General features: G+C 72.7%; 10 protein-coding genes. 7 read left to right on the forward strand and 3 right to left on the reverse strand.

Annotation, left to right across the window (positions count from 1 at the left end; genetic code table 11):
- Window positions 1-5 precede the first annotated feature (5 nt).
- From AB0J87_RS04075 to AB0J87_RS04085, 3 genes are all read left to right on the forward strand, one after another.
- The gene (locus AB0J87_RS04075) at window positions 6-2,798 is read left to right on the forward strand and encodes a BTAD domain-containing putative transcriptional regulator (RefSeq protein WP_363962534.1); all 2,793 of its coding nucleotides are present in this window, start codon (window positions 6-8) and stop codon (window positions 2,796-2,798) included.
- 73 nt (window positions 2,799-2,871) lie between these two features.
- On the forward strand, window positions 2,872-3,456 hold the full coding sequence (locus AB0J87_RS04080) for a hypothetical protein (protein WP_363962535.1): 585 nt from the start codon (window positions 2,872-2,874) through the stop codon (window positions 3,454-3,456).
- Entirely contained in the window at window positions 3,440-3,982 is a 543-nt protein-coding gene (locus AB0J87_RS04085) for an OmpA family protein (RefSeq protein WP_363962536.1), read from the forward strand. The genes AB0J87_RS04080 and AB0J87_RS04085 overlap by 17 nt, the downstream gene beginning before the upstream one ends.
- Before the next feature lie 90 nt (window positions 3,983-4,072).
- Here the strand turns inward: AB0J87_RS04085 and AB0J87_RS04090 are convergent, their stop codons facing one another.
- Window positions 4,073-5,143 (reverse strand): trypsin-like peptidase domain-containing protein, encoded by a 1,071-nt coding sequence (locus AB0J87_RS04090; protein WP_363962537.1) that lies wholly within the window; start codon window positions 5,141-5,143, stop codon window positions 4,073-4,075.
- 18 nt (window positions 5,144-5,161) lie between these two features.
- Window positions 5,162-6,592: an AMP-binding protein gene (locus tag AB0J87_RS04095; RefSeq protein WP_363962538.1), complete on the reverse strand. Its 1,431-nt coding sequence runs from the start codon at window positions 6,590-6,592 to the stop codon at window positions 5,162-5,164.
- 80 nt (window positions 6,593-6,672) lie between these two features.
- On the opposite strand from AB0J87_RS04095, the gene AB0J87_RS04100 reads away from it, so the two are divergent.
- Both AB0J87_RS04100 and AB0J87_RS04105 read left to right on the forward strand, forming a co-directional pair.
- Complete coding sequence (locus AB0J87_RS04100) at window positions 6,673-7,734, forward strand: hypothetical protein (protein ID WP_363962539.1); 1,062 nt, start codon at window positions 6,673-6,675, stop codon at window positions 7,732-7,734.
- 62 nt (window positions 7,735-7,796) lie between these two features.
- The gene (locus AB0J87_RS04105) at window positions 7,797-9,974 is read left to right on the forward strand and encodes an acyl-CoA dehydrogenase (protein WP_363962540.1); all 2,178 of its coding nucleotides are present in this window, start codon (window positions 7,797-7,799) and stop codon (window positions 9,972-9,974) included.
- On the opposite strand, the gene AB0J87_RS04110 is transcribed toward AB0J87_RS04105, so the two are convergent.
- Window positions 9,922-11,841: a hypothetical protein gene (locus AB0J87_RS04110; protein ID WP_363962541.1), complete on the reverse strand. Its 1,920-nt coding sequence runs from the start codon at window positions 11,839-11,841 to the stop codon at window positions 9,922-9,924. The genes AB0J87_RS04105 and AB0J87_RS04110 overlap by 53 nt on opposite strands.
- 154 nt (window positions 11,842-11,995) lie before the next feature.
- Here AB0J87_RS04110 and AB0J87_RS04115 point away from each other — a divergent pair, with 154 nt between their 5' ends.
- Window positions 11,996-13,597, forward strand: a complete 1,602-nt coding sequence (locus tag AB0J87_RS04115; RefSeq protein ID WP_363962542.1) for a hypothetical protein — start codon at window positions 11,996-11,998, stop codon at window positions 13,595-13,597.
- A gap of 103 nt (window positions 13,598-13,700) precedes the next feature.
- On the forward strand, window positions 13,701-13,835 hold the full coding sequence (locus AB0J87_RS04120; RefSeq protein WP_318787313.1) for a hypothetical protein: 135 nt from the start codon (window positions 13,701-13,703) through the stop codon (window positions 13,833-13,835).

The raw sequence follows: 13,835 nt of genomic DNA on the forward strand, positions 1-13,835 counted from the left end.
GGTGCGTGAGCGTGCGCTTCGGCGTGCTCGGTCCGCTGCGGATCGAGTCCGGTCAGGTGCCGGGACCGGCCAAGCACCGCACGTTGCTGGCCGCGCTGCTGCTGTCGGCCCGTGAGACGGTGCCGGTCGAGCGGCTGATGTCCGTGGTGTGGGACGACCGGCCGCCGGCCTCGGCGGGGTCGGTGCTCCGGGTGTACGTCAGCGCGCTGCGCAAGCTCGTGGACGGCATCCGTACGGTGCCGGGCGGCTACCTGATCGACGTCGAGCGGGACGACGTCGACTGCCACCGGTTCGAGCGGCTGGTCGGCGGGGCGCGGCAGGCCCGGGCGGCGGGCCGGGTGGCGGAGGCGGCCGACGGCTTCAGGGCGGCCTTGGCGCTGTGGCGGGGGCAGGCGCTGGCCGACGTCGAGTCGTCCCTGTTGCGCCGGACGCACGCCGTACCGCTGGAGGAGCTGCGCCTGACCGCGCTGGAGGAGCGGGTGGAGCTGGACCTGCGGCTGGGCCGGGGTGCGGAGGTGATCGGGGAGCTGCGGGCGCTGGTCGGGGCGCATCCGCTGCGCGAACGCGCCTGGGTGCGTCTCATCGAAGCCCTCCACCAGGCGGGACGCCGGTCGGAGGCGCTCGGGGCCTACCAGGACGCGCGCCGGACGCTGGTGGACGAGCTGGGTCTGGAGCCGGGCGCCGAGCTGGCCGACGCTCACCGGCGGGTCCTGGCCGGCGAGGACCGCCCCGCGGCACCGGCCGGTGGCGACCGCGGCCCGGTCGACGAGCTGCCACCCGACATTTCCGATTTTGTCGGCCGATCGCCCGTACTCGATTGGATCGTCCGGACGGCTCGCGAGCACGCGTCGGCCCCCGTGCACCTCGTCCTGCACGGCCCGCCCGGCTGCGGGAAGTCGGCCGTCGCGGTGCACGCCGCCACCGGCCTCGAACGCCCGGACGGCCGGCTCTACGCCTCGCTGGGCGCCCGCCCGCCCGGCGCGGTGCTGGAGGACCTGCTGCGTTCGCTGGGCTGCCCGGACGGCGCGGTCCCGCCGGCGCCGGACGAGCGGGTGCGGCTCTACCGGAGCATGACGGCCCGCAAGCGGCTGCTCGTCGTGCTGGACGACGCCGCCGACGAGGCCCAGGTGCGCCCGTTGCTGCCGACCGGGCCCGGCAGCCTCACCCTGGTGACGAGCCGGTCGCCGCTGGCCGGGCTGGAGGCGGCGCGGGCGTACGAGATGGGGGTGCTCGACGGGGACGAGGCGGTGGCGATGCTCGGCGAGGTGGCCGGGCACGAACGGGTGCGGGCCGAGCCCGAGGCCGCCCTGCGCATCGTACGGCTCTGCGGCCACCTGCCCCTGGCCCTGCGCATCGCCGGCTCCCGGCTGGCCAGGAAGCCGGGTTGGACGCTCGACCACCTGGCGGGCCGCCTGGGGGACGAGCGGCGCAGGCTCGACGAGCTCAGCGCGGGCGACCTCGCCGTGCGGGGCAGCCTCGCGCTCGGCTACCGGGGCCTGGCCGACCCGGAACGGCGGCTGCTGCGCGGGCTCGGCGCGCTGTCGGCGCCCGACTTCGCGTCGTGGGTGTTCGGCACGGACCTGGAGCCGCTGGCGGAGGCCGGGCTGCTGCAGTCGCGCGGCCTGGACGAGGCAGGCCAGGAGCGCTACGGCTGGCACGACCTGACCAGGCTCTACGCCGCCGAACGCCTCGCCGGGGAGGAAGGCGGCCCGGAACGCGTGCTGGCCGTCATCGCCGGCGCGATCCTCGAACGGACCCGGCAGGCCAGAGCCTCCCTCCTGCCCGCCGAGCCCGGCACCGGCCGCACCGAGGTCCATCTGCCCGGCGCAGAGCGGCTGGAGACCGGGTGGCTGCGGCACGAGGCGCGCTGGCTGAGCGCCGAGCGCCGCTTCCTGGTGGCGACCGTCGGGGACTTCTCCCGGGTGGGCCTGCACGAGGCCGCCTGGCGGCTGGCCTTCTACCTCACCCCGCTGTTCGAGCTGGGCGCGCACCACGACGACTGGCACGCCACCACGGCGACCGGGCTGGACGCGGCCAGGGCGGCGGGCCACCGGCACGGCGAGGCGCTCCTGCTGCGCGGCCTGGCCGACCTGCACCGGGCCGAAGGGCGCACGGAGTCGGCGGCCGCGGCGCTGCGGGCGGCCCAGCCGCTGGTGGAAGGGCTGGAGCTGGCCAGGGTCACGCTCCGGCTCGGGCTGGTCCAGGCCCGTCCGGCGGAGGCCGAGCAGGCGTTCGTACGGGCCCTGCGGGTCTTCGAGGAGGCGGGCGACCGGCGCGGGCGGGCCGATGCCTTACGGGCGCTGGGCGCGTTGCGCCGGGACGAGGGCCGGCTCAACGAGAGCCTGAGCGCGTACCAGGACCTCGGCGACCCGCGTGGCGAGGCGGAGGCGCTGCTGGACCTGGGCAGGCTGCACCTGGGCGGGGTCAGGCTCGCCGAGGCCCGCGGGTGCGTGGAACGGCGGCTGCGGATCAACCGCCGCCTGGGCGATCGGCTGCCCGAGGCGGGGGCGCTGCTCGTACTGGCCGAGATCGCCAGGGCGGAAGGCACGCCAGGGGCCGCGGCCGGCTCCGCGAGGGAAGCGCTGGAGACGTTCGTCGCCTACGGGGACCGGCGGGGCGCCGCGCAGGCCCTGATGGCGCTCGCCCGGGCCGCGCTGGACCTTGACGACATTGACGGAGCGGTTGAGGCGCTTACGCGTGCTATGGGAGAGTTTGACCGCCTCAGTGACGAGCAGGGCAGAGCCGAGGCCGACCGGCTCGCGCAGGAGGCCCGTAGACGGCGTGGCCCGCGGATATAGCGGACTATGCGGATCCTGAACGCCGCCTCCCTACGGTGAGGGCCACATCCCCGACAACGAAGGTGATCTCAGAATGCGAAAGACGATCGCGCTGGCTGTCGCGGCCGTCGCGCTGGCCGGTTGCGGTGCGCTCCCGGGGCGGCAGGCCGGCGGTGGCGGCGAGGAGAAGCAGCCCCAGACCGTCGCGGAAACCACCACCGAACCCCCGGCCACGGCCGAGGCGACAGAGGCGCCTGCGCAGGAGACCAGGGCGATCGCCAGCCGCGAGGCCGACGTGTCCGCCGGCGGGCAGCACGGCAAGGCCCGCGCCGACATCCTCGGGCTCAAGCGCCAGGGCAGGACGCTCAGCCTCAACTGGTCGATCACCGCGCTCGACGGCAAGGTCAACGTCCACAACGGTCTTGGTACGGCCACGCTCGACTTCACGGTGTCGGCCGTCTCCCTCATCGACCCGGTGAACGCCAAGCGCTACCGCGTGGCCCGCAACGGCACCGGCCAGGACGCGAAGTGCGTCTGCTCCGGCACCCAGGGCCAGTTCCTGGAGAAGGGGCAGACGTCCACGCTGTACGCGGTCTTCGCGGCGCCTCCGGCGGACGTCACGAAGATCAACATTGAGATGCCCATGATCGGCGTGCTCACCGATGTTCCGATCTCTTAGCGTCGCCCTGGCCCTCGTCCTGTCGCCCACCCCGGCGCCCGGCGCGCCGTCCGACGCCGTGGGGGCGGTGGAGGACCTGGTGCTGCCCGTCGAGGACATCATCGGCGAGGTCGAGTCGCTGGACGGCACCGAGACCGAGACCAAGCAGGGGCGCCAGGTGACGGTCTCGCTCACCAGCGACGTGCTGTTCGCGCTGGACAAGTGGCAGCTGACCGCGAACGCGAGGCAGCGGCTGCGGGAGGTGGCCGCGAAGGTGAACGCCGACGGGGCGGGCGGGGCGGTCAGGATCGAGGGGCACACGGACGATCAGGGGAGCGACTCGTACAACCTCGCGCTGTCGCGGCGGCGGGCGCAGGCCGTGGAGACGGCCATGCGCGGGCTGCTCACGGGGGCGGGGGCGAGTCTGGAGGCGCGGGGGTACGGCGAGAGCCGGCCGCGGCGGCCCAACGTGGTGGGCGGGAAGCCGGTCGAGAAGAACCGGGCGCAGAATCGGCGGGTCGAGATCGTCTTCACCGCCAAGCAGTGACCCTGCGGGCCCCTTTGACGCGCCGTACTTCGGCCGGGGTCCTTCGGGAGGGGTGGCGGCGCTCCCCGCACGCGTGCCGTGGGTGGGGTGTCAGTCGGTTCGGAGTTGGCCCAGGGTGACGGTGACCGTGCTCGTGGTGCCGTCGGAGTGTTGCACCCCGACCTTGGCCTGGTCGCCGGGCCTGAGGGTGGCGAGGGCCTCCGCGAGGGACGCCATCGTCGGCGTGTTCCTGCCGTTGATCGAGACGATCACGTCACCGGCCGCGATCCCCGCCTTGTCCGCCCCGCTGCCCGGTTCGACCCGGATGACGCCCACGCCGATCTCCTGCCCGTCCGTGCTGATCACCGTGCTGCCCTGGATGCCGAGCGCGGCCCGGTGGCTGTTGGTGACCTTGCCGTACCTGACGATCTGGGTGGCGATGTCCCTGGCGGTGTTGCTCGGGATCGCGAACCCGATGCCCGGCGCGGCGCCCCCGCCCAGTTCGGGGTCGGTGGCCGCGAGCGTGGGGATGCCGATCACGTTGCCCGACAGGTCCACAAGTGCTCCGCCGCTGTTGCCCGGGTTGATGGCGGCCGAGGTCTGGATGGCGCCGGCGATCGTGGCCCCGGGGGAGCCCGCCTCCTGAGGCTCGGAGACGGTACGGCCGAGAGCCGAGACGATCCCGTTCGTCACGCTGCCCGACAGGCCCAGCGGGTTGCCCATGGCGAGCACGATCTGCCCGACCCGCAGCTTGGACGAGTCCCCGAACCGCGCGGGCCGCAGCCCGTTCGGGTTGTCCACCTTGATCACCGCCAGGTCCCCCGCGTTGAAGGACCTGACCAGTCTGGCCGAGCGCGGCGGGCCGCCGGTGGCGATCGTGACCTCCATCTTGCCGGCCTGGCCGACGACGTGAGCGTTGGTGATGATGTGTCCCGCGGTGTCGAGCACGATGCCGGACCCGAGCCCGACCTTGGTGGTGATCTGGACGATGGACGGCAGGACGTCGGCGATGACGTCCTCGTACGCCGACTCCAGCGAGTGCAGCGACGGTGGCGAGGGAGAGGCCGTCGGCGAGCTGTGCGGGGTCGCGGTCGACGGCGTCGCGCTGGACGTGGGGGGAGGAGCGCAGCCCGCGAGCAGCAGCACGAAAGCGGTGGCCAGTCCCGCGGCGATCCTCCTCATGGGAGGACTGTTCCCAGCTCAGCCCGAAAGATACGCTTCCCGCACGTTGTGCCTGCTCAGCTTGCCGGTCGGCGTGCGCGGCAGCGACTCCCGGTACTCGATCAGCCGGGGATGCTTGAGCCTGGCCAGCCGGGGCGCGCAGTGCCGCAGCAGCTCCGCCGTGAGCTCGTCCCCGGCCACCGCGCCGGCCGCCGGCTGCACGAGCGCGACCACCTGGTGTCCCCACTCCGGGTCCGGTACGCCGATCACGGCCACGTCCGCCACGGCGGGGTGTTCGAGCAGCGCCGCCTCGATCTCGGCCGGGTAGATGTTGACCCCGCCGGAGATGATCAGGTCGGTCCGCCGGTCCAGCAGGAACAGATAGCCGTCGTCGTCGAGGTAGCCGATGTCCCCGGGCGTGTACGCCTGGCCGCGCATCGCCGCCGCCGTCTTGTCCGGGTCGCGGTGGTATTCGAACCGGTTGATCCCGCCGATGTAGACCAGCCCCGGCGAGCCCGGCCCCACCTCCTGGCCGTCCTCCCCGACGATCGTGAACGACATCCCGTCCAGCGCCCTGCCGACCGTGCCCGGCCTGGCCAGCCACTCCTGCGAGGACACCATGGTCGCCACGGCCGCCTCGGTGGACCCGTAGTACTCCCACAGCACGGGCCCGAGCCAGTCGATCATCGCCTGCTTGGTGGCCGGCGGGCACGGGGCCGCCCCGTGGTAGAGGTGGGTGAGGGACGACAGGTCGTACGACTCCCGATCCGGCACCCCCAGCAGCCGATGGAACATCGTGGGCACCATGAACGCGTTCGTCACCCGATGCCGCTCGATCAGCCGCAGCGCCTCGACGGCCTCGAACCGCTCCGGCGCCACGATCGCGTGCCCGAACTGCAGCGCCATCATGGCCTGCCCGTACGGCGCCGAGTGGTAGAGCTGCGAGCACACCAGGTGCACCCCGCCGAACGGCAGCCCGAAGTGGCGCCAGCTCTTGCGGACGAGGATCGGGTACAGCTCCTCCGGCGTCAGGTCCAGCAGCCGCCGACGTACCCCTTTGGGTCGTCCCGTCGTCCCGGAAGTGTAGAGCATCATGGACCCGGCCCGCCGGTGCGGTGGCGCGGTGGCGGGCTGGCCGTCGGCGAGCTCGGCGACCGAGCGGGCGTCCGGCGAGACCACCAGCCCGGCCCCGCAGTCGGCCACGATGTAGTCGATCTCCTCGGCGGTGAAATGCCAGTTGACGGGCACGAGGTAGGCACCGGTCTGGTACGTCGCGAGCATCATGGTGAGGGCGTCGAGCCCGTTCTTCAGCACGGTGACGACGCGGTCGCCGGGGGCGACTCCACGTGCCGTCAGGCCGTTGGAGACCTGGTTCACCCGGGCGAGAAGTTCACCGTAGGTGGCGCCGGTGTCACCGAGGAGCGCGGGACGTTCAGGGTCATGGGCTGCGATCTCGTAAAAACCCCTCATGTTCGCAGACCTTACAGAATTAGATTCTGCAGGGGTATTGGAGGAATTATCCAGCTCTCTTGTGACGTAACCTCATGGCCATGGCGGACGTCGGCGACAAGAGACCTTCATACGATTCACCCACCACTCCGTTCCGCAAGGTCGTCCTGCCTGCCGAGGAGACGGTCCAGATCCCCCGCCCGCCGGCGGCGGGTCCGTCCGTCCCTCTCAGGCCCCCGGCGGGCGGCCCGCCGGTGCAGCAGACCCCTCCCCAGCAGGCGCCTCTCCCGCAGCCTCCTGCCCAGCGAGGCGGTCCCGGCCCGCTCCCCGGCCCGCTGCCGCAGCCCCCGATGCAGCAGCAGCCGCTGTATCCGCCCCCGTCCCCGCCCCTGCCCATCCCCAAGCCGCCGAGGCGCGGCATCGGCGACATTCCGATCAAGGTCGTCTATCTCCTCGGTGCGATCCTTGTCACCGTCCTCGCCGTGTTCCTGATCTTCGTGGTCTTCTCCGGTGACGTGCCCACCAACAAGTCGGCCGAGCAGGTGGCCTCCGTCGCCCCTGTGCCGAGCTCCGGCGCCCCTTCGGCGTCGGCCGCCCCGACCCCCACCGAGAGCCCGATCGTGCTGCCGCCGGTGCCGAAGAGCAAGGCGTACCCGACCCTGGCGGGCACCGCGGCCGTGGTCACCGGCATCATCAGCGACAAGAACGCCGGGATCAGCTACCCCAGGCTGGCCACACCGTGGAAGGCCAAGTCGTTCCCGCCGTTCTCCATCGCGCAGCGCATCGGCAAGGTGGCCGTCCCGCACACGGTGGTCGCCTCGGCCATGTTCCCGGGCGACTCGCCCACGACGAAGCCCTCCAAGGACGCCGACTACCGCGAGCTGGCCACCCAGGCCGCCCGCTGGTCGCTCCGCACGCAGTACCCAGCGGGCGCCACGCTCGCCTGGACCGCCTCCCAGAAGGTCCCGGTCGGCAAGGGCTGGACGCTCGGCTACCAGGTCACCTACACCTTCAACGGCAAGCAGCAGGTCGCCCAGGCCATGGTGACGATCGTCGAGGTGGGCAAGACCAAGCCCGCGATGCTCCTGGCCTCCATCCCCGAGCCGAACAAGAAGCGCTGGGCGGACATCAACACCCTCGTCCAACGGGTTCGACCGCTCTAGGCCAGAAGCATCCTCTAGAATATGGTTCTAGGTATGGGTCGGACCTGGCATGGAGGATGAGCATGGCGATCGGGTTGAGCGAGGAGCACGAGGCGCTCCGTGAGTCGGTGAGCGGCTGGGCCGAGCGGAACATCCCGTCCGAGCTGCTGCGCGCCGGGACGGAGGGGCGTCCGCCGTTCTGGGCGGGCCTCGCCGAGCAGGGGCTGCTCGGCCTGCACGTGCCCGAGGAGTACGGCGGCTCCGGCTACGGGCTGCTGGAGACGGCCGTGGCCGTCGAGGCGCTGGCCGAGCGCATGGCCCCGGGTCCCTACCTGCCGACCGTGCTGGCCAGTGCCGTGATCAACGCCTCCAAGCGCCCCGAGCACCTCGAGTCGTTCGCCGACGGCACCCTCACCGGCGCCGTCGCCCTGACCGGCTCGCTGACCGGCACCCGCACCGAGGACGGCTCCCTGGTCGTCTCCGGCACGGCCGACCCCGTGCTCGGCGGCTCGCTGGCCGACGCGCTCGTGCTGCCGGTCGCCACGGACGACGGCGAGGAGTGGATCCTCGTCGACGCCTCCGCCGTCACCGTCACCGAGGTCAAGTCGCTGGACCTGACCAGGCCGGTGGCCAAGGTGGAGCTGTCGGAGCTGGTGGTGCCCGCCGAGGGCATCCTGGGCGGCGTCCAGCGCCCCGACGTGCTGAACCTCGCCGCGATCCTGCTCGGCGCCGAGGCCGCGGGCCTGGCCTCGTGGTGCGTCACCGCCGCCGCCGAATACGCCAAGGTGCGCGTGCAGTTCGGCCGCCCGATCGGCCAGTTCCAGGGCATCAAGCACAAGCTCTCCCGCATGCTGGTAGCGCTGGAGCAGGCCCGCGCGACCGTTTGGGACGCCACCAGGGCTGACGGCAAGGAGCTGGAGTACGCCGCCGCCATCGCGGGCGTGATGGCCCCCGACGCCGCCGTCCAGTGCGCCAAGGACGCCATCCAGACCTTCGGCGGCATCGGCTACACCTTCGAGCACGACGCCCACCTCTACTACCGCCGCGCGCTCACCCTGCGCGCCCTGCTCGGCTCCTCGTCGGAGTGGGCGGCCAAGGTGACCGGGCTGGCCCTGGAGGGCGTCGCCCGCGAGATGCAGATCGACCTGCCCGAGGACGCCGAGGAGCTGCGCGAGTCGATCCGGGCCGAGATCGCGGAGATCGCCCAGTTGGAGGGCAAGGAGCAGAAGCGGGCCCTGGCCGACCGCGGCTTCGTCATGCCGCACCTGGCCCGGCCGTGGGGCCGCGACGCCAAGCCGCTGGAGCAGGTGCTGATCGCCCAGGAGCTCAAGGCCGCCAAGGTCAAGCTGCCCGCGATGATCATCGGCGCGTGGGTGGTGCCGTCCGTCGCCGCGTACGGGACCCGGGAGCAGCAGGAGCGCTTCCTGCCCAGGACGCTCAGCGGCGAGACGATCTGGTGCCAGCTGTTCTCCGAGCCCGGCGCCGGGTCCGACCTGGCCTCGCTGCAGATGAAGGCGGAGCAGGTCGAGGGCGGCTGGAAGCTGACCGGGCAGAAGATCTGGACCTCCGTCGCCCACGTGGCCGAGTGGGGCATCTGCATCGCCCGCAACTCCAGCGAGGGCTCCAAGCACCAGGGCATCACGTACTTCCTGGTGGACATGAAGGCCCCGGGCGTCACGGTCCGGCCGCTGACCGAGATGACCGGCGAGAACCTGTTCAACGAGGTCTTCCTCGACGACGTCTTCGTCCCCGACGACCTGGTCGTGGGCGAGGTCGGCGACGGCTGGAAGGTCGCCCGCAACACGCTCTCGAACGAGCGCGTCTCGCTGTCGTCCGGCTCCGGCGGCACCGGCGCGTCCGTACCCGACCTGCTGGGCCTGATCGGCCGCCTCGGCCGCGAGCTGACGCCGGCCGAGGCGCAGCAGGTGGCCGCGGTGGTCTGCGAGGGCCACTCGATCAACGCGCTGTCGCTGCGGGTCACGCTCAAGCAGCTCGCCGGGGCCGAGCCGGGCGCGGACGCGTCCGTACGCAAGCTGCTGTCCACCTCCCACGCCCAGCACGTCTCCGAGACGGCGGTGGACCTGCTGGGTGCGGCGGCGGTCGTGGGGGCCGACATGAAGCTCGGCGACGCGGGCTACTGGAACCGCGCGGTGCTCGCCACCAGGGCGATGACCATCTACGGCGGCACCACGGAGGTGCAGCTCAACATCATCGGCGAGCGCATGCTGGGCCTGCCCAGGGACCCCGAGCCCGGCAAGTGAGCGTCATCCCCCCCACGGGCTGCGGGGGGACGGCGGTGGCGTTCACGGCCGGTCTGGGGATGCCGACCCTGATCTCGCCGACGCAGGCGGACCGGCCGTCCAGGGTGCGCAGGACCAGGTCGGTCCCGCCGCCCTCGACGGCCGCGTACGTCGAGCCCAGGTCCTTGCCCGCGGGCACCCGCGTCTCGGCCCCGCCGAGCCGCACGGACAGCGTGGTCTCCACCGGGTTCAGGTAGCCGATCTGGGCCGTCCACGTGCCCTTGGGCAGGGACAGGGGAAGGCGGAAGCGGACCCCCGCGGGGCCCACCCGCGTGCAGGGGGACCGCCCGGGGACGACGGCGCCCTCGATGGACACCGGGCGCAGGCGGCCCTGGTCGTCGAACATGAGCGGGCCGCTGACCGGCCCGTTCAGCCGGCCGGTCCAGGTGACCGGGTGCGCGGCGATGGGGCCGAGCACCTTGGACGTCAGCGCGTACCGGTAGAAGAACGTGGCCACGACCACCTTCGGCGGCACGTACGCGTCCACGATGACGGCGCCGGGCGGCGTGCGCTTGAGCGCCACCCGTGCCGTCTCCACGTAGCTCTTGACGTGCTGCCCGAGGGGCAGGTGCCCGTAGGCCGTCACCGACCAGATCGAGCCCGCCGCGACGGCGGCGGCCAGCGGCACCCACACCAGCCTCAGCCGGGGCGCGGGGCGGAGCCAGGGTCGCTCCTCGTCCCGCAGCGGGATGAACGCCAGGCCGATCACCAGGGCCAGCACCATGGACGTGGAGGAGACGTAGCGCAGCTCGTAGCCGCCCAGGTCGGGGCCGAGCTGCTCGATGCGTCCGATCAGCACCGGCACCACGTCGGCGAGCAGCACGTAGCCGAGCAGGACCAGCCAGGCCAGCCAGGCGCGCCTGCGGTAGCGGATCGACACCGCCACGGCCACGACGGCCAGCCCGAGCGCGGCCCAGGCGAGAGCGGGCGGCGTGGCGGCGATGGCGTAGTCGTCCCCGATGGGCAGCCACTTCCACGGCCCGCCGAACGTGCCGGGCACCAGCGAGCCCCACAGCAGCGTCCAGGCGAACCTGGCCGCGACCGACAGGCTCGGCAGGCTCGGCTGCACGGTGTCGTCCGTGAGCTGCACGGAGGTGAAGAGCTGCCGGAAGAAGATCACCGCGTAGACCGCGACCACCCCGGCGTACAGCACCCAGGCCGGCCACTGCCGGGGCCGGCGCAGCCACCCCACGCTCAGCGCGAGCGCGAGCACCAGGATGAACGGCGCCTTCACGAAGAAGGCCATGCCGGCCGCCGTCCACGCCGCGGCGGCCAGCGCGTGCCCGAAGCGGCCGGTCCGCGCATAGTGGATGTGCGAGCTCAGCGCCATCGGCAGCGCGATCTGGAACGGCAGCGTCTCGATCAGCACCGCCCACCACGACAGCGACGAGATCGTCATCGGGGTCAGCAGGTAGAACGCGAGCGGCACCAGGATGGCCGGGCGCGGCCCGAACAGCAGCCGCAGCAGCCGCAGCAGCGCCAGCCCCGCGGCGCCGAGCAACGTCATCGCCACGGCGTGGGCCAGCACGTCGTTGTAGACCCCCAGCCGGCCCAGCGCCCACTGGATCGCGAACGGCCCGGGCACGAGGTGGCCGTAGTCCACCCGCATGAGGTAGTCCCAGGTCAGGCCGTGCTCCAGGCCGCGGGCGATGAAGGTGAAGTCGTCCTGCCTGAAGTAGGAGCGCCGTACCAGGTCGAACTTCCAGACCAGCTGGACGGCCACCATGACCAGCCCGGCGGCCAGCACGGCGTCGCCGCGCGTCCACGGGCGACCTTCGGCGCCACGCGTCCGCGGGCGGCTCTCGGCCGTCGTCTCGCTCGTCGTCACCGGTCCCTCTGGCCCCGTCGCTCGCGTGGATCGGTCCCGCGCTGCTCCCCTGCGCGGCGTCGTGTCACCGAGAGAGCACCTGGATCTGCGGAAAGACTAACAATCGGGGGACATGCCGGGAATGTCTGTGGCTGGGTTGTGATGTCATAGCGGGATGCCGCAGACCAGGAGGGCCGGAGCAGCCTGCGCGCTGCTCGGACTCGTCCTGGGTGCTCTCGCGCTGGGGCCCGGGCTGGGGTGGGGGTTCGTCCTCGTCCAGGACATGGTGTTCGTGCCGGAGCCGCGTTTCTCGCGCTTCACCTTCGGGCTGGCCGGCGGGGCGCCGCGGGTCGTGCCGAGCGACGCCGTCGTGACCGCGGTGGCCTCGGTGGTTCCCGCGGAGCTGGTGCAGAAGGCGGTCCTGCTGGGGGTGTTCGCGCTGGGCTGCGCGGGGGCGGGGCTGCTGGTCCCGTCGGCCGTGCTGGGGCCCCGGCTGGTCGCGGGGGCGTTCTACGTCTGGAACCCGTACGTCGCCGAGCGGCTGCTGATGGGGCAGTGGGCGCTGCTCCTGGGGTACGCCGGGCTGCCGTGGGTGGTGCGGGCGGCGTGCGAGCGCCGCCGCATGGCCGTGGCGATGCTGCCGGCCGCGGTGGGCGGGTTCGCCGCGATGGCCGTCACCGCGATCACCGTCATCCCCTCGGCCTGGTACGCCCGGAGCGCGACCGTCGAGCACAGCCGCCGAGGACGCCGGGTGGCGGACACCGTGCTGGCGGCGAGTCTCGTCCTGGCGTTCAGCCTGCCCTGGCTGGTGCCCGCGCTGGCCCGGCCGGAGGCGCTGAACGGGGACGGCGTGGGCGTGGACGCGTTCGCCGCGCGGGCGGACGGCCCCTTCGGCGCGGTGGTGAGCCTGCTGTCGCTCGGCGGGATCTGGAACGCCGGCGCGGTGCCCGCCGGGTACGACGCACCGGTCGCCGCCCTGGCCAGGCTCGTGCTGGTGCTCGCCGGGATCGCGGCTGTGGCGCGCGCCCGGGACCTGCCCGGCCGGGCGGGGCTCGCCGTGGCGTCGGCCGCCGGGTTCGCGATCGCCTGCCTCGGCGTCACCGCCGCCGGCCGGGCGGCGCTCAGGTGGCTGGTGGAGCTGTGGGGCGGGTTCGGGGTGCTGCGTGACGCGCAGCAGTTCCTGGCGCCGCTCGCGCTGCTGGCCGCCGTGGGGCTCGGCCTGCTCGCCGCGCGGGCCGCCGCCGAGGGCGGGCGCCTGGTGCCGTACGGGGTGTCGCTCCTGGTGCTGGCGCCGGTGGCGGTGCTGCCGACGCTGGCCTGGGGGGCGTTCGGCCGGCTGGAGGCGGTGGAGTATCCGCGCGGCTGGTACGAGGCCAGGGCGGCGATCCTGGCGGACGGGGCGCCGGGGGACGTCCTGGTGCTACCGTTCGAGTCTTATCGCCGGTTCCCCTGGAACGGCAGGCGGGCGGTGCTCGACCCGGCCCAGCGCTTCTTCGCCGCGCCGGGGCGCGACGTGGTGGCCGACGACTCGGTGCGGGTGGGCAGCATGGTCGTCGCGGCCGAGGACCGCCGGGTGCGCGAGGTGGAACGCGTACTAGATGGATCTTCGCCAGACCTGGCCGCAGCGGGCTTCCGGTACGTCGTGGTGGACGCGGGGACGGCCGAGGAGCGTGCCAGGTTCGCCCTGTGGACCGAGGGGGCCACCCTGGTCATCGATCGGCCTGAGCTGCGGTTGTACAGAATTCAAGCGCCTACCGGGAACGATCACCCTACTTGATCGGCGACTTTGTGAAAATTCAGTCTAGCTACTAGCGAGTAAGGAGAATTGGTTCTAAGTTGGGTGCGCCCGGGTCATTGCCGCCTCAAAGGAGGAATTCCCGGTGATAAAGATCCTCTTAGCAGCGATCATTGGCGTCGCCCTGGCCGCACTGGTGGCGACCGTCACGACCGTGTCACTCACCGGTGCCACGGCGACACCGGTCAACCGGCCGCTCTACAACTACGGCGACCGGTAA

The organism is Nonomuraea sp. NPDC049625, assembly GCF_040675285.1.
Classification (GTDB): Bacteria; Actinomycetota; Actinomycetes; order Streptosporangiales; family Streptosporangiaceae; genus Nonomuraea; species Nonomuraea angiospora_A.